The 20,074-nt window shown below is 68.0% G+C and carries 23 protein-coding genes and 1 pseudogene; 17 read left to right on the top strand and 7 right to left on the bottom strand.

The genetic code is table 11. The features are described from left to right. The first annotated feature begins 117 nt into the window (after nucleotides 1-117). Nucleotides 118-2,391 (top strand): tetratricopeptide repeat protein, encoded by a 2,274-nt coding sequence (locus DFJ66_RS13345; protein ID WP_170199369.1) that lies wholly within the window; start codon nucleotides 118-120, stop codon nucleotides 2,389-2,391. Here DFJ66_RS13345 and DFJ66_RS13340 read toward each other — a convergent pair. Further along, nucleotides 2,358-2,933: an LOG family protein gene (locus DFJ66_RS13340; RefSeq protein ID WP_121221256.1), complete on the bottom strand. Its 576-nt coding sequence runs from the start codon at nucleotides 2,931-2,933 to the stop codon at nucleotides 2,358-2,360. The genes DFJ66_RS13345 and DFJ66_RS13340 overlap by 34 nt on opposite strands. 65 nt (nucleotides 2,934-2,998) lie before the next feature. Here DFJ66_RS13340 and DFJ66_RS13335 point away from each other — a divergent pair, with 65 nt between their 5' ends. Beyond that, entirely contained in the window at nucleotides 2,999-3,958 is a 960-nt protein-coding gene (locus DFJ66_RS13335; RefSeq protein ID WP_342776955.1) for a nucleoside hydrolase, read from the top strand. Between the two features lie 129 nt (nucleotides 3,959-4,087). Beyond that, the gene (locus tag DFJ66_RS13330) at nucleotides 4,088-4,438 is read left to right on the top strand and encodes a DUF6355 family natural product biosynthesis protein (protein WP_121221254.1); all 351 of its coding nucleotides are present in this window, start codon (nucleotides 4,088-4,090) and stop codon (nucleotides 4,436-4,438) included. 73 nt (nucleotides 4,439-4,511) lie between these two features. Here DFJ66_RS13330 and DFJ66_RS13325 read toward each other — a convergent pair whose 3' ends face one another. The 3 genes and pseudogenes from DFJ66_RS13325 to DFJ66_RS45445 all read right to left on the bottom strand — a co-directional run. Continuing rightward, the gene (locus DFJ66_RS13325) at nucleotides 4,512-4,994 is read right to left on the bottom strand and encodes an NUDIX domain-containing protein (RefSeq protein ID WP_121231094.1); all 483 of its coding nucleotides are present in this window, start codon (nucleotides 4,992-4,994) and stop codon (nucleotides 4,512-4,514) included. Then, nucleotides 4,991-5,944, bottom strand: a complete 954-nt coding sequence (locus DFJ66_RS13320) for an NsdA family TPR-like regulatory protein (RefSeq protein ID WP_246029734.1) — start codon at nucleotides 5,942-5,944, stop codon at nucleotides 4,991-4,993. The genes DFJ66_RS13325 and DFJ66_RS13320 overlap by 4 nt, the downstream gene beginning before the upstream one ends. A 69-nt stretch (nucleotides 5,945-6,013) precedes the next feature. Beyond that, nucleotides 6,014-6,196 (bottom strand): annotated as a pseudogene (locus DFJ66_RS45445) (helix-turn-helix transcriptional regulator); the annotation flags it as partial. Nucleotides 6,197-6,645: 449 nt separating this feature from the next. Here DFJ66_RS45445 and DFJ66_RS13315 point away from each other — a divergent pair. The 4 genes from DFJ66_RS13315 (at nucleotide 6,646) to DFJ66_RS13305 (ending at nucleotide 9,240) form a co-directional block, all read left to right on the top strand. After that, a complete protein-coding gene (locus tag DFJ66_RS13315) occupies nucleotides 6,646-6,930 on the top strand; it encodes an HC3 family zinc finger protein (protein WP_121221250.1) in 285 nt (94 codons plus the stop codon). Between the two features lie 661 nt (nucleotides 6,931-7,591). Continuing rightward, nucleotides 7,592-7,957, top strand: coding sequence for a hypothetical protein (locus DFJ66_RS42715; protein WP_170199367.1), 366 nt, complete (start codon nucleotides 7,592-7,594; stop codon nucleotides 7,955-7,957). Nucleotides 7,958-8,106: 149 nt separating this feature from the next. After that, entirely contained in the window at nucleotides 8,107-8,370 is a 264-nt protein-coding gene (locus DFJ66_RS42710; protein WP_170199365.1) for a hypothetical protein, read from the top strand. A gap of 81 nt (nucleotides 8,371-8,451) precedes the next feature. Next, nucleotides 8,452-9,240, top strand: a complete 789-nt coding sequence (locus DFJ66_RS13305; protein WP_147459253.1) for a sigma-70 family RNA polymerase sigma factor — start codon at nucleotides 8,452-8,454, stop codon at nucleotides 9,238-9,240. 99 nt (nucleotides 9,241-9,339) lie between these two features. Here the strand turns inward: DFJ66_RS13305 and DFJ66_RS13300 are convergent, their stop codons facing one another. After that, nucleotides 9,340-10,068, bottom strand: a complete 729-nt coding sequence (locus tag DFJ66_RS13300; protein ID WP_121221246.1) for a GntR family transcriptional regulator — start codon at nucleotides 10,066-10,068, stop codon at nucleotides 9,340-9,342. 30 nt (nucleotides 10,069-10,098) lie between these two features. Continuing rightward, nucleotides 10,099-10,632 carry a GntR family transcriptional regulator gene (locus tag DFJ66_RS13295; RefSeq protein WP_121221244.1) on the bottom strand — a complete coding sequence of 178 codons (534 nt, stop codon included), beginning with the start codon at nucleotides 10,630-10,632 and terminating at the stop codon, nucleotides 10,099-10,101. Nucleotides 10,633-10,889: 257 nt separating this feature from the next. Here DFJ66_RS13295 and DFJ66_RS13290 point away from each other — a divergent pair, with 257 nt between their 5' ends. From DFJ66_RS13290 to DFJ66_RS13255, 8 genes are all read left to right on the top strand, one after another. Continuing rightward, nucleotides 10,890-11,579, top strand: coding sequence for a 6-carboxytetrahydropterin synthase (locus DFJ66_RS13290; RefSeq protein WP_121221242.1), 690 nt, complete (start codon nucleotides 10,890-10,892; stop codon nucleotides 11,577-11,579). Beyond that, nucleotides 11,576-12,280, top strand: coding sequence for a 7-carboxy-7-deazaguanine synthase QueE (locus DFJ66_RS13285; protein WP_211351127.1), 705 nt, complete (start codon nucleotides 11,576-11,578; stop codon nucleotides 12,278-12,280). Before DFJ66_RS13290 ends, DFJ66_RS13285 begins: the two co-directional genes overlap by 4 nt. Before the next feature lie 157 nt (nucleotides 12,281-12,437). Then, nucleotides 12,438-13,064, top strand: a complete 627-nt coding sequence (gene folE, locus DFJ66_RS13280) for a GTP cyclohydrolase I (RefSeq protein ID WP_211351126.1) — start codon at nucleotides 12,438-12,440, stop codon at nucleotides 13,062-13,064. Next, nucleotides 13,064-13,879, top strand: a complete 816-nt coding sequence (locus DFJ66_RS13275; RefSeq protein WP_121221238.1) for a hypothetical protein — start codon at nucleotides 13,064-13,066, stop codon at nucleotides 13,877-13,879. Before folE ends, DFJ66_RS13275 begins: the two co-directional genes overlap by 1 nt. Before the next feature lie 83 nt (nucleotides 13,880-13,962). After that, complete coding sequence (locus DFJ66_RS13270) at nucleotides 13,963-14,946, top strand: hypothetical protein (RefSeq protein ID WP_121231090.1); 984 nt, start codon at nucleotides 13,963-13,965, stop codon at nucleotides 14,944-14,946. A 20-nt stretch (nucleotides 14,947-14,966) separates the two neighbouring features. Further along, entirely contained in the window at nucleotides 14,967-15,662 is a 696-nt protein-coding gene (locus DFJ66_RS13265) for a dTMP kinase (RefSeq protein ID WP_121221236.1), read from the top strand. 104 nt (nucleotides 15,663-15,766) lie between these two features. Beyond that, nucleotides 15,767-16,615 (top strand): DUF2797 domain-containing protein, encoded by an 849-nt coding sequence (locus DFJ66_RS13260; protein ID WP_211351124.1) that lies wholly within the window; start codon nucleotides 15,767-15,769, stop codon nucleotides 16,613-16,615. Nucleotides 16,616-16,687: 72 nt separating this feature from the next. After that, nucleotides 16,688-17,527, top strand: a complete 840-nt coding sequence (locus DFJ66_RS13255; RefSeq protein ID WP_121221232.1) for a class I SAM-dependent methyltransferase — start codon at nucleotides 16,688-16,690, stop codon at nucleotides 17,525-17,527. Between the two features lie 335 nt (nucleotides 17,528-17,862). On the opposite strand, the gene DFJ66_RS13250 is transcribed toward DFJ66_RS13255, so the two are convergent. Further along, the gene (locus DFJ66_RS13250) at nucleotides 17,863-18,378 is read right to left on the bottom strand and encodes an NUDIX hydrolase (RefSeq protein ID WP_211351122.1); all 516 of its coding nucleotides are present in this window, start codon (nucleotides 18,376-18,378) and stop codon (nucleotides 17,863-17,865) included. Nucleotides 18,379-18,753: 375 nt separating this feature from the next. Here DFJ66_RS13250 and DFJ66_RS42705 point away from each other — a divergent pair, with 375 nt between their 5' ends. Together DFJ66_RS42705 and DFJ66_RS13245 are read left to right on the top strand one after the other, a co-directional pair. Further along, entirely contained in the window at nucleotides 18,754-18,894 is a 141-nt protein-coding gene (locus DFJ66_RS42705) for a hypothetical protein (protein WP_170199363.1), read from the top strand. Continuing rightward, nucleotides 18,891-20,021, top strand: a complete 1,131-nt coding sequence (locus DFJ66_RS13245; RefSeq protein WP_121221230.1) for a methyltransferase domain-containing protein — start codon at nucleotides 18,891-18,893, stop codon at nucleotides 20,019-20,021. Before DFJ66_RS42705 ends, DFJ66_RS13245 begins: the two co-directional genes overlap by 4 nt. Nucleotides 20,022-20,074 lie beyond the last annotated feature (53 nt).

The following is a 20,074-nucleotide window of genomic DNA, read 5'->3' as shown; positions in this document are numbered from 1 at the left end:
ATCCGGGACTACTTCAGTGTCGGGACCGCCTGGGGGATGCAAAAGGGGGGCGGTGTATTCGAATTGGAAGGAATAACGAATAGGGTCGGAGGCAAGCCGGTCGCTGGGGCTGTTGCTGTGGAGCTGCGTCGACTTCGCGAGGCGGCCAAGCTGTCGCTGCGCGAGTTGGCCGAGCGCACGCACTACAGCGTTGGGCACATCAGCAACGTCGAGCACGGGACGAAGCCGATGACGCCGGACTTCGCGATCGCTTGCGACTCGGCCCTGCGTACGCATGGCCGGCTCGCGGAGCTGCTCGGGGACGGGGCGCGGAAGCCCGGCCGTCGCGGCGCGATGCGCCCCGCCCAGCTCCCACAGGTGAGGCCACTCGTCGGACGCGAGGGGGCGCTCCGATTGTTGGACGAGCAGTTCGCGGAGTCGATGGAAGACCCTTCGGCCGGCGTGATCGCGATCGACGGGCCGGCAGGTGTCGGCAAGACAACCCTGGCGGTCGCGTGGGCGCACCTCGTCAAGGACCGGTTTCCCGACGGGGTGTTCTTCGTCGATCTCCACGGGCACGCGCCCGAGGCGGCTCCGCTCGACCCCGGTCAGGTGCTGGAGGACTTCCTCCGAGCACAGGGCGTCCAGCCCGCCGACATCCCCGCGGACCTCGAGCGCCGAGCCGCCCGCTGGCGAACCACGCTGGACGGGACCAAGACACTCGTCGTCCTGGACAACGCGGCATCCGACCGGCAGGTCAGGCCGTTGATCCCCGCCGCCGAGTGCTGCCTGGTGCTGGTCACCAGCCGCCGCCGCCTCTCGGGGCTCGCGATCCGGGACGGTGCGCGACGTGTCACCGTGGAGCCGCTTCCGCCTACCGAAGGGCTCGCGCTGCTGCGTGCCGTCGTCGGCGGCGCTCGCGTGGACAACGAACTCGACGCCGCAGGGGAGATCACCCGTTTCTGTGGTGGCCTTCCCTTGGCCGTGCGCATCGCCGCCGAGCACGTCTCCACACACCCACACCTGTCGCTGGAAGCGCTGGCCGCTGAGCTGTCCTCCGCGGACAAGCTGAGCGTGCTCTCATCCCACGGCGACGAGACCGTGCGGGGCGTGTTCTCGTGGACCTACCAGTCCCTGAACGGCGACGAAGCCCGCCTGTTCCGGACGCTCGGCCTCCACCCCGGCCCGACCTGGACCCCAGAAGCCGCGGCGGCCCTGCTCAACGCTCCCGTCAGCCAAGTCCGGCAACTGATCGACCGGCTGGTCGCGATCCACTTTGCCGAGGAAATCGGCCCCAACCGGTACCGGCAGCATGACCTGCTCAAGGCATACGCCGTCGAACGCGCCGTCATTGAGGAAGTGGACGATGAACGCGCTGCGGCGAACCGTCGTGTAGTCGACTGGTACCTGCACACCGCGTACCGAGCGGCTCGACCGCTGTCCCCGTACCAGCGGTATCCGGCGCTGGACCCGCCGGCCGCTGGGGTTCCGGACCAGCCGGCCGCGTTCACCTACGACGAGGCGCTGACCTGGTACGAAACCGAACTCGCCAATCTCGTGGCTGCCGGCCAACGGGCAGCCGACGTCGGGCTGCACGCCCAAGCGTGGCAGCTCCCGGTCGTGATGTGGAACTTCTTCCACCTGCGCAAACGCTGGAGCGCGCGGATCAGCACCCACACGGTGGGGCTGGCGGCGGCCAAGGCCAGCGGGGACCGACGCGGGACCGCGTGGGTGGCGAACAACCTCGCCATGGCCCACCGTGAGTTGGGGCAGTTCGACCTCGCGCGAGCCCAAGTCTCGCTCGCGCTGAGGCTGCGACAGGAGGACAGCGACGAGTGGGGGCAAGCGTGGTCGAACCTCAACCTCGGCTTCCTCGAAGTCGACCTCGGTCACGCTGATCGCGCCGCCGAGCTCCACTCGACGGCTGTCCGCCTCTTCCAGCTCGCCGCCGACGACTACGGAACGGCCTGCGGACTGGCTGCCCTCGGTGACGCCCACCGCATGCTAGGTGACTCGGCACACGCGCTGACCCATCTCGATCAGGCTCTGGAGCTGATGCGCCGCGGCGGTGACCGCTACGGCGAGGGCTACTGCCTGGCCAAGATGGGCGCGACCTACCAGGCGATGGGACTCCACGACGACGCCCTGCGGCAGTTCGACCAAGCCTTGGAGGCCCGAGCGGAGATCGGGGACCGCTGGGGGCAAGCGGAGGTGCTCGTCGCGGCCGGTCACAGCCACTTGGCCGTCGGCGATACCGGCGCGGCCAGTGCGGCGTGGCAGCAGGCCTTGGCCATCTTCGACGAACTCGACGACCCTCGTGCGGCTACCGTCCGATCCCAACTCGAGGCGCTGTCAGTGCCCAGTCCACGCCAGGAGGTTCAGCGCAGCGGACCGTCCTCGGTCCACTTGTAGTCGGGTGGCTGGTAGCCGCGGAAGCCGTCGAGGAGGCGGTCGAGGTCGTCGGCGACCAGGAGCATGTCGCGGTAGGGAGGCTTGAGGAAGCCTTCCTCGACCATGTGGTCGACCATCTTCAGGAGGTGCCCGTAGTAGCCGTCGACGTCCAGCAAGCCCAGCGGTTTCGCGTGCAGGCCGAGCTGGGCCCAGGTCCACACCTCGAACATCTCCTCCAACGTGCCTGCCCCGCCGGGCAGGGTGACGAAGGCGTCCGCCAGCTCCGCCATCCGTGCCTTGCGCTCGTGCATCGTCTCCACGACATGCAGCTCGGTCAGGCCGTGATGCGCGACTTCGAGCTCGACCAAGCTGCGCGGGATGACTCCGAACACGGAACCGCCGGCGGCCAGCGCTCCGTCGGCCAAGGCGCCCATCGTGCCAACCCGACCGCCGCCGTACACGACTTCGACGCCCAACTCGGCAAGCCGGGCACCGACCTGCCGAGCGACCTCCAGGTGCCGCTCCCGACCGCTCGACGACCCGCAGAAGACACAAACCCTCATGCACTCACCGTAAGGCGGAACCACCCTTGTCGGGCGATAGCTCGTCACTCGAACCAACTGATTGAGTGACGGACGTGCGCATCGTGCTGGACACCGACCCCGGCGTGGACGACGCCTTCGCGATCTTCTACCTGGCCGCACAACCCGACGTGGAACTGGTCGCCGTGGGCAGCGTGCACGGCAACGTCCCAGCCCCCGTTGCCGCCGACAACGCACTCCGGTTGCTCGACCTGGTCGGGCTCACCGAGGTACCGGTCGCGGTGGGCGCACGCGAGCCCCTTGTCCAGCCCTTGCACACCGCCGAGTTCGTCCACGGGCCTGACGGCCTGGGTGGTCACGCTGGCCCGTTGTCGAGCCGCCGACCGGTCGCCGAGTCCGCGGCGGAGCAGTTGGTCCGCCTGGCTCGTGCACACCCCGCTGAGCTGACGGTCGTCGCGCTCGGCCCGCTGACCAACATCGCCCTCGCCACCATGCTCGAACCTACTCTTCCGCGCTTGGTCAAGTCCCTGACCGTAATGGGGGGTGCCGTCACCGTTCCCGGCAACATCACGCCTTACGCGGACGCGAACACCTGGCACGACCCCGAGGCGACCGACATCGTCCTGCGCGCGGGCTTCGACCTCACCCTAGTCGGCCTCGACGTGACCGAGACCGCCCGCGCGGACTTTGCCTGGCTGAACCGCCTCGCCGCACTCGACTCCGACCGAGCTCGTTACGCCCACGCGATCGTCGCCCACTACGCCGACCTCTACGCGACCCTGCTGGGGGAGAAGGTCTTCACGCTGCACGATCCATTGGCTGCCGCGCTCACCGTGGACCCTGCACTCGCCACGCACCGCGAGCTCGTCCTCGCAGTCGAGCTGACTGGAACCCACACTCGCGGTCAGATCGTTGCGGACCTACGTGTGCTCGCGCGCGAGACCAACATCGAAAGCAGCATCGGGCAGGCACGACGCGCAGCCAAGGTCGTCGAGTCCGTCCAGTCGGGACCGTTCCTCGAACGGCTCCTCGCAGCGCTCGCCTGAGGAAGCTCTTATTCCTTAAGCTATTCCAGCGGAATGCGACAACCGTCTACCCCGAACCGGCGAGCTCGGTTGATGCTCCTGATCGTCCCTTGTCGCTTATCGCGATACCGATCAGTCGGAGGCGATCACATGTCCTCAGCCACTTTCCGCCGCGCCGCCACCCTCGCCTCGGCCCTGGCCGCGCTGGCGCTAGCGCCGACCGATGACGCAACCGCACAGGCGAGCTGCGGTTTCCACCACGTCAACCCCGACCACCATGAGGGTGCCGTCGCGTTGTATACACACTGCGCCGACTCGTTCATCCTCATCCGGGTCGACCACTCCAACGGCTACAGCTACCACCGCTGCGTCGTTCCCTGGGGATCGGTCCCGTTCTTCCGCAACGAAGGCGTCACCAACGCCTACTACGTTCCGATCACCCCCGACACGATGGTGGTCAATGGCCAACGCTTGTGCCGCTCGCAGCAACCGCCGGTGTAAACCACCAAGGCCGGGACGGCGCCCCGCCACGTCGTCCCGGGCACGCAGCGTGCCTGCCAGGCTTGCATCGGATCTACTCCGAGTAGTCCGTGGTTCCAGAGAGAAGGGCGGTGTGCGCACGGAGTAGGCGATCAGCGATGTCCTTGCGCAGCAACGTTTTCGCCTCCTCCAGTGTGGCGAATGCGAACTGGCTGATCTCGGGATCGCAGATCCGCAGTGCCTGGGCTTGCGATGCTGTGAGGGTTCCTCCGTCGAAGACGAACACCAGTTGGTCATCCCACGGCCCGTGGGGCTCGACCCAGTCCAAGGTCAGGATGCGTCCAGCGGTCACGACGAGCCCGAGTTCCTCTGCCAGTTCGCGTTCGCCTGCCCTCCTCGGCGGCTCGTTGCTCTCCGCCATGCCACCAGGCAGGTCCCAAGCCTCCTTGTAGGTGGGGTTCACGATCAGTACATGTCCGGCCGCGTCGCGGATCAGCAGGTCGACTGCAACTCGCTTGCGGGCCTGTTTGGCGTTTCCTTCGGCGAGGTAGGCGAAGCGCTGTTCGTCATCAGTCATACCGGCCACGAAGCACCCGAACCATCTCGTTCACCGGAGGTGCTGGCGATACCCGCCAGCGCCGTGCGGAAGGTTGACACCTGATCGGACTCCGGCGCGAGGCTGAGTGCGCCGCCGAGGGCACGAAGTTGGTGGACGACCCGAGCCGAGTTCAGAGAAGTCGCAGCGTTGCAAGCTTCCTCGCCTATCAAGGCCGCCTCGTCGATGCGGCCTGCGTGCACCAAGACTCTGGCCAAGGTCAGCTTGGCGAAGGTGCGGCTGCGGATGCGATCCCCCGACCGCAAGCTGATGACCTGGCTAGCGCGTCGTTCGGCTTCGTCGAGTTCCGCCAGTTGCAGGAAACACAACGCGGCCTCACTGGCCAACGACGCTTCGTCGAACGCGGCGATCCACTGCGCGGGCTGTTCCAGGACCGCTCCGCCGAGGATCCGGTCGGCGGTCTCAAGCTCGTCGCAGCAGCCGGTGCGGTCTCCGGTCAATGCAAGGCTGCGTGCCCGCATCGCGTGTAGTCGGGCGATGAGGCGTGATGTGCCGTGCGTTGACCCGGCATGCGCAAGTCCTTCGCTCGCGATGCGCAGGGCGTCGGCGGGTTGCCGTAGCTCGATCGCCAAGTGGGCCATGGACGCACACGCGTTCGCGGCCAACGCGCGGTCGCGACCGGCGACCGCCAGTCGGTAGGCGCGGTCGAAGTGGCCTCGCGCGTAGTCGTCTTTGCCGCTGTCGTGCGCCATCCAACCGGCGATCTCGGTGACGGACGCGGCGGCCGAGAACAACCGGTGAACCGGTACCCCGGAGGAGGGCATCATCAGCTGCGGCGCGATCTCGTGCGCAAGGTACTGGAGGATGGAGGGATACAGCGCGCCGCCGCCGACTCTGCGATCCGCGAGCTGAAACCCTTGCGCCGCGCCGAAGATGCTGTCAACGACCTCGTCGCCGCGGAGGTCGCTCAATCGCGCTGTCCCCACGGGACTCTTCGCCAGTGGCGCAGGTGGCGGCTCTTCGTCAAGCAGTTCTGCGAGTTCACCGGAGGTGATCCGCAGCGCTTTCGCCAGACGGGGGCGGTACTCGGGCAGGGGTGACTGAGTTCCGCGTTCCCATCGGCCGACCGTCGCCCGCTCGAGGCCCAATGCCTCCGCTAGGGTCTCCTGTGTATAACCGACAGCTTTGCGGTGTTCTGCAAACCTTCGGCGCCGCGTCGCCATGTCATCCCCGATCCGATCGTGTACTGAGGATCGTGCCGATGCTCTTCGCCGAGGTCAAGCCGGTGCATTGATTGCTCCGCTGTCGCGGCCGGTCGCAGGTGGCCGTGCGCTTGCCTCATAGGCATCCGCCGACGAAGTTCACCCGTTCGGGCCAGCCACGTCGGGTCGATGTTCCCGCTGGTCATCGGCCTGGTCGTTCCATTGCCGCCCCATCGCCATCGCATTCGCGATCTGGTGGGTCGCGTGCGGACGACGTTTAGTCGGGTCAGCACGATCATTCCGGACGCAACGTGTCGAGAGGTGAAAAATCGGCACACGGCCGGATCCGACCAAGTAACGGAGTGAGCATGGCACGCTTGTGGCGACTTGCGGAAGTTCCTCATTCGCGGTGCATGCGGGACAGGCTTGACGAGCAGCCTGGCGCTTCTTCTGTGGGGCGGCGATTGTGAATGACAGCCGAGGAGTTCCGCTGGCTGCCCTACGCGGGCCGGAGGCACGCGATTCGGCGCGCACTTGCGGCGGGCGAGGCAGGGATGACGTTGTGTTGCGTAGAGGTCGTCGTTCCACGTGATCCGCCGCCGAAGTACCCCGACGGTTGTTGGCCGACGTGTCATGTGTGTGATGCCGAATGGCGAAAGGTCCAAGGGATCCCAGCTTTTCCGTTTCCGAGGAGAGCTGGCGACGGCCAAGGGGAGCCAAGCGTGGATCCGGAACGCGTCGGAGGTGGGACGTGACGCTGACAAGGGACAACAACGTGATGTTCAGTGCGGTGATGGGGGAGATCCTCACGCACCTGCGGGTTGCCTGCGCTGTTGCGTTGGATGGTGATGATCGGGCGGCGGCGTCTGTGGCGCGTCGCGAGTTGCCGGGGTTGGTGGCCGGTCTGCATGGGTTGTTGGCTGGGCATCAGCCCGATGCGAATGGTCACTGTCGGCGGTGTCGTGCGTGGCGGTGGTGGCGGAAGCCAGTGCCGTGTAGGGAAGTTCTGGCGTTTCGGAGTGCGATGTACGGCCGTCCTGCGCCGCGCGCCAAGCACCGCGTTGCCGAGGGTTAGAGCTGCCTTGGGGTTGATGTGTGTGGGTGTGGTGAGCGATGCCTGCCGCTTTGTCGTGTGAGCAGCCCCCGCTACGCGCACGGTCCGGCTTCCCCCGCGAGTACCGGGTGGGGCGCCCTGGCGGAGCGGTTTCCCGGGGTCGGCGGGGCAGCGGCAGTCCTGCCGACCCCTTGAGCGGCGAACGAGTCGGGAACGGGACGTGGTGATGGGCGGTTTGGTCGGGTCGAGATCGGTGCGTCATGACCCTTGATCGGGATGGTGTGGTGGCGACCATCGGGTTGCAGGTTCCCGCAGATGTTCCTGTTCGGCTGTGCGGGAGCGTGGAGTCCACGATTTTCCTGGTGATCGGGGACCGTTGCGAGATCACGTTGGATCCAGCGCACGTGCGTGCGTTGGCGGGGCAATGGGCTACGGCGTTGCGGGACGCGAGTCTGGTAGCCGCTGCCGAAGAGGTCCTGGACGGTGTCTACGACGCGGGCGCGCAGGCGCGGACGGCGGCGCAGCGGGCGCTGCGGGCGGCCAACCGCGCGGAGGGCGTTGGCGCGCGGGTCCAGGCGGGGGAGGCGCGTGTTGCTGCCCGGTGGGCCGAGGTGGCGGCGCAGCGGGCGCAGGACGCCGTCGAGGCGGCCCTGGAGGCGATGCAGGAGGCCGAGCGTACCGCTGTGACGGCGGAGAGCGCGGCGGCTGCGGCGGCTCGGGCCTTGTGAGAGTGGCCGGTCCGGTTGTTGACGGCGGTGCCCTTGGAGTTCCGGTTCCGACTGGCGGAGTCCGGTGGCTGGTAGGAGGAGAGTCGATGAGTTGCGCATGTTCACATGAGTCCCCCGCACCCAAGTTGGGGGAGTACATCGAAGCCAAGGTGAAGGAACTTGGCTTGGACGTGGACGCCGTGCCGGGCCTGGCGGGGATCACCGGTGAGGTGTGGGACCGGTGTCGTGCGGGTGGGGACATCACGATGGACACGGCTCGTGCCCTGGCCGGAGTGTTCGGCACGAACGTGGTCGAGTTCATGGTGGCGACCGGGATGATCCCGGCCGAGGAGGTCCCGCCTGGGCCCGACTCGTCGCTGCTGACCACTGAGGAGCTCTACGTGGAGTTCGGGCGTCGGCTCCAGTTGGCCTGAGCAGTACCCGGGGCGCCGGCCAGGTCGTGGGCTGACGGCCTGCTGGCTTGGCTGGTGCCCTGCCCGCTCGGATTCCGAGAGGTGGTCGCGGCGATGGTGGCTGTTCGAGCAAACCGAACGTCGGCGGACGGGCCGCTGCCGGTCTCCGGCCCCGACCTGGTCGATGCGGTTCGTGCCGGTGACTCCGGTGCGTTCGCCCGGTTGTACGGGCTTCACCGGGCGGCGGTGGCTGGCGTGGCGAGGCAGTTCGCGCGTTGCGGGGCCGATGCCGACGACTTGGTGTCGGCGGCGTTCATGAAGGTGCTGGTGGCGCTGCGACGCGGTGGCGGGCCGAGGAGCGACGACTTCTTCCGCGCGTACGCGCTCACCGTGTTGCGGCACGTGGCGTATGACAAGGCGCGGCGCGAGAAGCGTGTTGTCCCGCAGGCGGGCGTGTCGGAGATCGTGTCCGAGGCGGTGGTGGTGCCGTTTGTCGACACTGCCGTGGCAGAGCTGGAGAGGTCCTTGGTCGCCAGGGCGTTCGCCGGGTTGCCTCGGCGGTGGCAGGTGGTGTTGTGGCGAACCGTGGTCGAGGGTGTAAGTCCGGCTGAATTGGCGCCGGTGCTCGGGTTGAGCGCGAATGGGGTTTCCGCGATCGCTTGCCGTGCCCGGGAGGGGTTGCGTCGGGCGTATGTGCAGCAGCACGTCGGTGCGCTGCGCGGTGAGGTGTGCCGGTCGGTCGTGGGTCGGGTGGGGGTGTTGTTGCGGGCGGGTTTGTCGGCAGGTGCGGGCGCGGAGGTGCGTGCGCACTTGGAGTGGTGCCCTCGATGCCGTCTTCTCGTGGCGGAGGTGGGCGATTCGGTCGGAGGTCTGGCGATCAGGGTCGCGTAAACGAGGCCGGTCCCGACGGGTGAACTGCCAGGTCGCCGTCGATACGCCGCCGCCGGAGCCGGCCGGGATCGTCTCGTGCCTGTTCCGGCAGGAGCGGGTCTAACCCAACTCGGTTTCTACGGTCTGGCGGTACAGCAGTTCGTACAGGTGTGCGCCCTTGATGAGGACCGAGGCTTCGACGGGGCGTTCGTTGTCGCTGTAGATGACACGCAACTGCCGGATCACGGGCGTTCCTTCCGGAAGGTCCAGCGTCTCGGCTTCCTCCACGGTCGGAGGTCGTGCCGAGATTCGGTCGACGAAGGTGCGCTGGGGAAACCCGAGGCCGGCGAGGGCTTGGGGTGCTCCGCCGCGGATCTTCGCGGCTTTCGCCAGGCTGCTGTCGGCGGCGATCTCGGCGGGGTAGTAGGACGTTGACAGCTCCACGGGCTGGTCGTCGTGGAGGAGGATTCTGGTGCGGGTGATCGCGGTTGCGCCCGGTGCCAGCTGCAGTCCGGTGACGATGTCTGCCGGTGGAACAACGTTGTCGACCTTGAGCAGCTGGTAGCGGAAACGGCCTGGTTCGGGCGTGATGTAGGCGGAGGCGTCGATGACGAACGGCTGCCGGTCGCGGACGTAGACGCCTTTGCCGACACGGCTGTCGAGGAAGCCTTCGTCCTTCAGGGCCTTCAGCGCGTGTTGGATGGTGGCGTTCGCGGCGCCGTACCGCTCGACGAGCTGCGCGGTGGACGGCAGTTGCGTACCTGGGCTCAGCTCGCCGCGCATGATGAGATCGCGCAGTTCCGCCGCGATCTGCTGGTGCCGGGGCCGGCTGTCACGCGCGCGAGGCAAGACCGTCTCCTGCGGACGTCGTCGAAGCGGTCATGGCGTGAGCTCGTATCGCAGCCGCCGTCCGTCGGTCACCATCGTCATCACGCTGGCTTCGACGGGCCGTTCGTCTCCGGTGACGAGCACGCGGGCGAGCAGCAGCACGCAGGACGGGTCGTTCAGTTCCAGCGTGGTCCGTTCGTGCGGCGTGGCAAGCCGCGCGCTGACGTCCTCACGTACGCGGCGTGGCCGATGTCCGAGGTCGGCCAGGAGGGTGACGGCGCCGCCGGGAATTTTGCGGTGCTCGGCCAGCCTGGTGCCTCGAGCGATGTCCACCGGGTAGTACGAGTCGACGAGTTCGACCGGGTGGTCGTTGAAAAGCATGAGGCGGCGCCGCGCGACCACCGGCTCGCCCGCAGCCAGGCCGAGCATGTCGGCCACCATCGCCGAGGCGGCCACCTCGTCAACGCTCAGCAGCTTCTGGGTTCCCGTGCCGCCGTGCTCTGCTGCCTCGGCGCCCCAAGTGTCGGCGCGGTGCCCGCTCACGTAAGGCATCGACACGCTCGTCCACGGGCCGGCGTCGGTCATCGCTCTCGCCCTCCTTGCGTCTGCTCCCGCCGTTGACCTTAGTCGTAAGGCGGCAAGGCGGCCCTCAACGCCTCGATGTCAGCCTTGTCACCTTTCACATATCGCAGTAAGGTTCGGTAGTGGAAGTACTACAGACCGTCACTGCCCGGCTCGAATCCCGACTTTTGGCCACTGCGTCGTTCGGCCCGGCCCGAGCAGTTCCCCGCCAGCGCACATCGTCTGAGCGCTGTTCGGCATGACCGACGAAGGAGGGCTCCATGAAGGCCGCTGAGGGGAAGCGTGCGGCGGACGGCCGGATCACCATCTCGCAGTCGTTCGACTTCAGCGCCAGCCACGAGCTGAGGCTGTTGCCGATCGGCCACAAGTGCAGCCGCAACCACGGCCACAACTACACGGTGGCCGTGTCGGCGCTCGTGCACGATGACACCCACGGCGACTTGTCGGCCCTTGGCGAGTATCTGGACGCGACGTTTGACCACCGGCTGCTCAACGAGCAGGTGACCTTCCACCCGACGAGCGAGCTTCTCGTTGTTCACCTGGTCGAGTGGTTCCGGGACAACGTCCAATCCTCGACGTCGATCAGGCTGGTCGCGATGGTTGTTTCGGAGACCGCGACCACGTCGGCACGCTGTGACGGCGTCACCGACGAGGTCACGATCTCGAAGACCTTCAAGACCAGCCACGGCGACGTCACGCTGGTGCTGGGGGCGGACGGGCTCGACGAGTTCGGGTTCATCACCGACTTCGGCGACCTGAAGCCGTTCGGGGCCTACCTCCAGGCCCCTGCCGCCGACGCGGGACTACGTACCGCTGGCCCTGCGCTGGTCGCCCACCTGGCTGGCTGGTTCGTCGACAACATCGAGCCGGAGATCCGCGGTCGACTCGTATCCGTTCGGGTCGACTCGGGAACCACCACCGGCCTGTGGGAACGAGGCGATGCCTCGTGAACACGCTGAGCTTGGCTCCCGAACGGGCAGAGGGTTCCGCGATTCTGACGGAGAAGTTCGAGTCGTTCCAGGGCGAAGGCCCATGGACCGGGCAGCGCTGCGTATTCGTCCGATTCTCCCGTTGCAACCTCCGATGCGGCTACTGCGACACCCCGGAAAGCTGGGACTGGAGCAGGTACAACCCGGCCGAGGTCAGCGCCCGAGTGCCTGTCGCCGAGCTGGTGTCGTGGGTGCGTGAGCGCGGCGTGGACCTGATGGTGATCACCGGCGGGGAGCCGATGTTGCAGCAGCCCGCCATGACCGCCCTCGCCCGCGGCCTGGCCGACGTGCGGGTGCAGGTCGAAACCAACGGCACGGTCGCCCCCACACCGGAACTCGCCTCCTTGGTCGACCTGTGGGTGGTGAGTCCGAAACTCGCGAACTCCGGCATGCCCTACTCCACCCGCATCAAGCCCGATGCCCTCTCGGCGTTGGTCGCGACGGACCGCGCGGTGTTCAAGTTCGTTGTCACCGAGCCCGACCGCGACCTCGACGAGATTGCCCATCTCGTAGAAGAACACCAACTGGCTCCGGTGTGGGTGATGCCTGAAGGCACCACCCGGGAGAAGGTTCTGGCCGGCATGGACGCGCTCTACCACCGGGCCACTGAACGTGGATGGAACGTCTCCACCCGCCTGCACATCCTGACCGGAGCGCGGTGACGCCGACTCCCAGACCGAGCGCTGGATCGCGACGCTCGCGGTCACCGTCGCTGCGCCCGGCATGTCGCCGCCGCGCCCGCGGCCAGTGGCGCTATCAGGAACCACCGCCGCTGAGGTCCTTGACCCATTCACCACCTCCGGAAGCGAGGCGAAGTCCGTGACCAACACCCTCGACAGGCTTGCTCCCAGTGAAAGCCAGGACCTGGTGTCGCCCGGCGAGGTCGACACCGAGCGCGTTGTCGATCTTGTAGGCCAGCTCCTCGCCGCGATCGGCGAGGACCCCGGACGGGAGGGCCTGGCGGACACACCGGCCAGGGTCGCCGCATGGTGGCGCAGTTTCTTCTCCCCGGAACCGTCGGCCGCACCGACCTCCTTCCCCGAGCAACACGTGAGCGGCCAGTTGGTGGTGATCGGCGGCATGAGCGTCTGGTCGCTGTGTGAGCATCACCTGCTGCCCATGAATCTCGACGTCGCCGTCGGCTACGTACCGGACGGCGAGGTGATCGGTCTGTCGAAGTTCGGTCGAATCGCGCAGCGGTACGCGGGCCGCCTTCAGGTGCAGGAGCGCTTCACCCGGCAGGTGGTCGACGAGATCGCCGTCGTGCTCGGCAGTACAGACGTGGCCGTTGCGGTCCGCGGTACGCACCTGTGCATGAGTTCGCGGGGTGTGCGGATGGAGGCAGCTCGTACCACCACACTGCAGGCCGGTGGCCGGTTCGAGAGTGATCCGGTGCTCTCCCAACAGTTCCTCGCCCTCGCCACAGACAGGTGGAGGGTCGCCTGATGGCCAAGAGCATCGCCTTCTCCGCGATCGCCCCGCCCGACTACCTGGACCTCTTCGTCGCGCAGGAGCCCGCCAGCGTCCACCACGTGGCGGCCCAGCGTGTTCTGACCGACGCCGCCTACCGCGCGTTCTTCCACCGCGAGGCGCAGCGGGGTGCGGAGATCATCGTCGACAACGGGGTCTTCGATCTCGGCCGCGCCCTGCCGGCCGCCGACCTGATCGCGGCGGCCCGCATCGTGGACGCCCGCGAGATCATCCTCCCGGACGTCATGCGCGACGGGCTCGCCACCATCAAGGCCAGCGACGACGCCGCCCGCGAGATCCTCGACCTCAGCGACGAGTTCCGCCTGTGCGTCGTGCTGCACGCGGCAGACGATCAAGAGTGGCTTCGCTGCTACGACTACTTCGCCTCCAGCGACTACGTCGGTGCGATCGCGTTACCGGCCTCCCGGCGCCCCGCGCCTGAAGACCAGCTCTGCCGCACCCGCTGGGCGGCCACCCGGTACCTGGAAGACCACGGCATCGTCGAGGACCGGATCGTCTATCGGCTGCTCGGCCTCGGCCGCACCGGGCACCTGGAACTCGTCGAACAGCGGGAGCACGAATGGATCGCCTCGGTCGACGGCGCCGCCCCGGTCATCCTCGGCGCGATGGGCATCGAGATGCTGCCCGACGGTCCCTACGAGAAACCCCCGACCCCTCGAATCGAGAATCTTGGCCCGATCCACGAAGAGCGGTTCGACTTGATCCGACGGAACATCGCCGTCGTCCGCGAAGCGGCGGGTAGTAGCGTGCGGATCCCGGAGGCGGCCTGATGAGCCTCCTCGCCAACACAATCCCGACCGCAGGAGCCAGCTCGGCGTTGCAGACGTCCCCCATCCCGGTGGACGGGCACACGATGGCCCCGGACCGCCTTCTGCGCTACCTGCAGATCAAGGTGCACCACCTGATCCAGGACCACGACTGGGACACCATCCACGTCGTCGGCGGCTACGACCGCGGAGCCGTGATCTCCACGCACGAGAAGACCGGCAAGCTGTTCAACTTCGAGCGCCCCACCGCCGAGGTCCACGGCCGCGACCTCATCGTCAAGGCATTCCCCGGTGCCGACTACGTCCACCACTATGCGCTGATCATCGCCACGTACCTGTCCATGACAGGAAAACCGGCCGACACGGTCACCTACGAGCTGCCCGACCCGACGTTGTCCCGCGAGGCGGTGGCGAAGCTCGACCTCGAACTCGATGGCGACCTCGTGATCGTCGGCTGGGGCCTTGCGCACCTCGCCCCACCAGACGGCGTGTGGACCTACGGGCACGGCTACGCCTGGCAACGCGCTCGGATCCACGGCCGACGAGTGGTCTACCTCGGATTCCTCCACAGCATCTGGGGCGACGTCGCCGGACGCGTGGTCACGCGCCTGGCCGAACTCGGTGCCCGCGAGGTCGTCTACGTCGGCAAAGTCGGCGCGCTGAACCCCGACATCGAGCCCAACACGCGGCTGGCCACCGGAAACACGAGCCTCGTCGGCGGCAGCCTCGTCGAGTGGCCCGACTTCTTCGGCGACTTCGCCACCGCCCAACCAGGCGTGCACACCGGCATCCACGTCACCTCACCTTCGATCCTGCTGGAGAACAAGGACTGGCTGACCGAGCACGCCGAGCACGCATTCGTCGATCCCGAGATCGGCCCCATGGGGGTCGCAGCACGCGACGCCGGGATCGCTTTCGGCTACCTGCATGTCATTTCCAACAACCTCGCCCGCCACTACCCCGCGGACTTGTCCAACGAGCGCCACAGCGACGTCGTCCGGCGGCGCACCGTCCTCATCAGACAGATCCAAGACATCGTCGCCAACCGACTGGCCGCCCGACCGATCTGATCCCGTTTGGAGCGCACCACATGACGAACGCAGCACCATTTTTCAACCCCGCGCGTGGGCGCGAGATCACGGTCGTCGGCATCGACGGCGCGGGCAAGTCCACCCTCGCCACCCGCCTGCACCAAGCGCTCAACGAGGCCGGCCACGAAACGATCCTGATCGGCAAGCACAGCACCGAAGTCCCGATGGACCCGGAGTTGTCCGCCTACGTCGATCGGCTCAACGCCCTGGTCTACCGCCGCGACGCGCGCGTCGCCCAGGCGTGCGGCGATCACTACTGGCTGCTGGCGCTGGCCGCCTGGTACACACTCCAGGACAAACTCGTCATCCAGCCCGCTCTCGCCGCCGGAACCCACGTGATCCTCGACAACGCCCACCACAAGATCCTCGCCCGCTACGCGGTGAAACCCGACGTCCCCACCAGCCTGGCCGAGCAGGTCTTCGCCCACCTCACCGAACCCGACCTGGTGTTCTTCCTGCGCATCAGCGCCCGCGACGCGCTCGCCCGCAAGGGCGAGTTCAGCTCCCTGGAAACCGGCCACTCCGGCGGCGCGGACGAGGACTTCATCCGCTACCAGGACACCGTTCTCGCGAAGCTGCGCGAGCACGAGCAGCGCGGCGGATGGCTGTCGATGGACGTGACCGACATGGACCGCGACGCGGTCTTCAAGACCGCCGCCGACGCGCTCGCCGACCGCCTCCAGCTCGCCATCTGACCCCTGCCCGCAGCCACCACGAGGAAAGCAGCATGCCAGCGACCCGACCAACCGACGGCGAGTACGTGTGCCACGGCATCACCTGGGCGACAGGAGATCCCCGGATGCTGCTGGCCCCGCTGCCCGACGGGCCGCTGGTCTACGCCGAGATCATGAACCAACGACTCGGCTTCGCGGTCGATACCGGCCGATGGTGCACCGGCCGGTACCAGTTCGCCGACACGGTGCGCGTCCAGGCCCTCGCGTGCCCCGACCGCGCGCCGACCGAGCAGGGCGACCAGTGCGCCCGGTGCTTGCGCCAGGACGAGTTCCGCTTCGCCCACCAGTTCCACCAGGACGGCAACGTCCCCGCGGCCCTGCGCCAGTACATGGACCAACCACACTGGCTCTACCTCGCCACCTTCGCCGACGGCGCCACCAAGATCGGCACCGCAGCCGAACCACGCAAGCAATCCCGCCTCGACGAGCAGGGCGCCCTGATCGCGACCTACCTGACCAAGAGCCCTGATGGCCGCGCCGTACGCCACCTCGAAGACGCCATCACCCGCAGTCTGCAGGTGCCCCAGACCATCCGGACCTCGACCAAGCTCAAGGCGCTGGCCAACCTGACCGACCTGTCCACCGCGAGCGCGACCCACGACCGGCACGTCTCCCGCGCCGCTGACGCGCTCGCCGCGATGAACATTCCGGTAATGCTGGAGACGTGGACTCCTCCTGCCGAAGGCGACCGGATGCGCGTCGCCAAGGGTGTACGGATGCTGTATCCACACGATCTGCGCGACGGTGAGCACGGCTTCACCGTCGTCTCGTGCGTCGGCACCCAGGTGCTGGCCGTCCTGGACGGTGACGACGAGGTGGACTACGTGCTCGACCTCGGCACCCTCAAGGGTCGCCGCATCACGCTCGGCCCGTTCACCTCGCCCGCCGCAGCCTTCCAGAACACCCTCTTCTAACTGACCCCGGCCCGGCTCGTCGCGGCCGTCCGCCACGAGTCTGGCCTGCACCTTTGAAGCGAGGTACCCGCGATGGCACCCCCGGACGCCCTTCTCGGCTGGGACGAGGACACCACCGCAGAGGCGTACGCCGCCTTCACCCGTGCCTTCCCCATGTACGCGGCCACCAGCCGAGACCTTGCCCGCCGCGCCGACCTCACCGACAGCTGGCTGGTGGTCGACCTCTGCGGCGGAGCCGGCGCGACCGCGGAGGCAATCCTCGAACACGTCCCGATCGACGCCCAGGTCATCTCCCTGGACAACGCCGCCGCCATGCAGCGCGTTGGCCGGCGCACCCTGGCCGACCCGCGCCTGACCTGGGTCACCGCACCAGCCGAAGACCTGGCCGGCCACGTTCCCGGCGCGGCGGACGCCGTGGTGTGCAACTCCGCGATCTGGAAGACCGACGTGCCACAGGTGTTCGCCGCCGTCCACCAGGTCCTACGACCCGGCGGCCGGTTCGTGTTCAACGTCGGCGGAGGCTTCGCCGGCGTCCGCCACCCCGACGAGACCAACGTGCGCACCGGACCCTCGCTGAACACCTTGATCCGACAGGTCGCGGCCCGTGACCACGGCTACGCCCCGCCTCCAGCCGCCGAGCTGGCTCCAAAGCTGCCGCTGGACACGATCACCGACCACCTGTCGGCCACCGGACTGACCGTGCTCGACACCGAGGTCGTCGCCCAGCACAGCACGATGGCCGAAAAGAAGGCGTGGCTGTCGATTCCGGTCTTCGCCCGCCCCGACGGGGACTTCACCCACGCTCAGCGGATGGACATCCTCGACAAGGCGTACTCGCTCACCACGCCCGACACGCCGACCGTGACGAGCTGGCTCGTGGTGGTCGCACAGCGCCCCACGGAACTACGTTGACCGCCCCGCCGCCGACCAGTAGCCACGGCAGCGGGACGGCGACCGCGTTGCCATCACCGGCGGATCTATCGGGCCCAGACCTCTGGGATCGCGATCCGCCCTGCTGCCCGAGAGGTCCCTGCCCCCGCGATGGCTGCACGAAGACCATCTTCAGCAGCACGCGCACCGCACGGCGGCCTACGCCGAAGGGCAGCTGAGCTAGGAGGAGTTCGCCGCGAACCCCCGCTTGGACCGGTGTGAGCTCGATTCCTCCACGAGCTCCGACTGGTGACGCTGCCCGACGACATCCCGAGTCTGATCGACAAGTTCCTCTGACCGTGCACCGGCAACGGGCCTCAGCGCGTCCCCACTACGTTCCCCGCTGCCAATCGGCGCACGTACGCGCGGATCCGTTCGCGGTCCTCGGGGAACACACTGTCCCACGTCTCCTCCAGGTCGACCCACTTCGAGGGCTGCCCAGTCTCCCCACCGAGCGGCAGGTCACGGCCGACGACGGCTCCGTAGGACAAGCTCAGCGTCGGCGCCCAGTCAGCACGAAAGGACCGGACAGCCACCGCGGCCGGCACAGGCAGCAACTCGCCCGCCACGCCAGCCTCCTCCACGAGTTCACGGGCCGCAGCTGCCCGCGGCGTCTCGCCCGGCTCGACCTTGCCGCCAGGCGGCACCCATCCACGAACGCGGTGCCGCACGAGCAACACGTGGCTGTACGTCGGGTCGGTGACCCACACCTCGGCCGCAAGCGGCTCCACCAGGGTCTGATGGGCGCGCAGCCACGACCGGGCGTCATCGAACTCCATCGCGGCAAGGCGAGCATCGGCGACCGCCGCATCCACGGTCAACTGGTCAATCACCTGACCTAGCCTAAGCCGACGTGGTAGCCGCCAGGGCCATCGCGGCGAGCACTGCCCGTCGTGTCCCAATCCGCAAATGAACGGTCTGAAGGCATGATGCCTCTCGAACATCAAATCGTTAGCGACGGGGCGCCATGTTCATGCAGGTCGAACCAGGTAACGCCACCTCATTCACGCGTGCACGGCATTGCCCCGACGCCCTTGACACCTCACCCAGGTCGACCACGTCTGGGCATTGCTTGCCGGAGACGCTGATCACCAACGGCCCGGCCGCAGTGACCGAGTTCGCCGCGGCCCGGCCGACGGTCGCAAAGCTGGTCGGCGGCATGGCCCTGGAGGAGGACGTCGTCGGGCGTTCGACCCGCTGTATGGGCGGTGGATTTCGTCGTCACCCCATCCGGTGACTGGGTGCTGTTGGAGATCAACCCCACGGGCCAGTATGGGTTCGTCGAGGCCGCCACCGGCGCCCCGGTGACCGCGCAGCTGGCCGACCTGCTCACCGGAGCCGCCCCATGACCACCACCCAGACCGACTGGGCCGACTTGGCCGCCGCACTGGCCGACCACCTCACCTCGACCGGCGACCTGCACGACCCGGCCTGGGCCGCGGCCATCGCCGCCACCCCACGACACCAGTTGGTGCCCACCGCCTACCGCCAACAACCTGACGGCACCTGGGCAGCCCTGGACACCGCCGGCGCCGACCTGAACCTGGCGTACTCGACCACCACCCTGGTCACCGAACTCGACGACACGGGGCAGCCGGTGTCCTCGAGCACCAAGCCCGACCTCATGGTCAGGATGCTGGAACTGCTCGACATCCACGACGGCCACCGTGTCCTGGAGATCGGCACCGGCACCGGCTACAACGCCGCCTTGCTGGCCCATCGCCTGGGCGACGACCACGTCCACTCCGTCGACCTCGACCCCGCCTTGGTCGAGACCGCACGCGCGCGGCTGGCCGCCCTTGGCCGCCAACCACGCCTCGCCGCTCGCGACGGGGCCGACGGATGGCCGAAGCACGCCCCCTACGACCGGATCATCGCCACCTGCTCCGTACCCCGCATCCCCTGGACCTGGGCCGAACAAACCGCACCCGGCGCACTGCTGCTCGCCGACCTCAAGATCGGCTCCGGCGCGGGAAACCTCGTCCTGCTGCACCGCCACCCCGACCGACTGGAAGGCCGATTCACCGGCCGCTGGGCCGGGTTCCTGCCCATGCGCCACGACACGACCACCCAAGCCCCGAACCCCTCGGCGCGAGCCGAGCAGGTGGGCGAACACACCACCACCGCACCCGCCGAACCCTGGAACACCCACCGCGAACTGTGGCTGCTCGCCGCCCTGACATTGCCCTCGGATCTGCGCCGCGGCTACACCCTCAACCCCGACACCCGTACCCCCGACGCCGCCACCCTGACCGCTACCGACGGCTCGTGGTGCCACATCACCCTCGGGGACGCTCCCAGGCGGGTGCGCGAGGGCGGCCCCACCCCGCTGTGGGAGCACGTTGAGACCGCGTGGCAGGTGTGGAACGACAACGGCCGGCCCGGTTGGGAACGCTTCGGGCTCACCGTCACCTCCGACGCCCACATCCTCTGGCTCGACCGCCCCGACAACGCCTTCCACACGCTGTCCCGTTAGCACGCGCATGTTGCGGGCGGGCCGCACAACGCGCGTCCTGGTAGCACTACTAG

Source organism: Saccharothrix variisporea (genome assembly GCF_003634995.1).
Classification (GTDB): domain Bacteria; phylum Actinomycetota; class Actinomycetes; order Mycobacteriales; family Pseudonocardiaceae; genus Actinosynnema; species Actinosynnema variisporeum.
The sequence above is the reverse complement of the archived record's forward strand: the minus strand, read 5'-3'. Positions and strand labels throughout refer to the sequence as shown.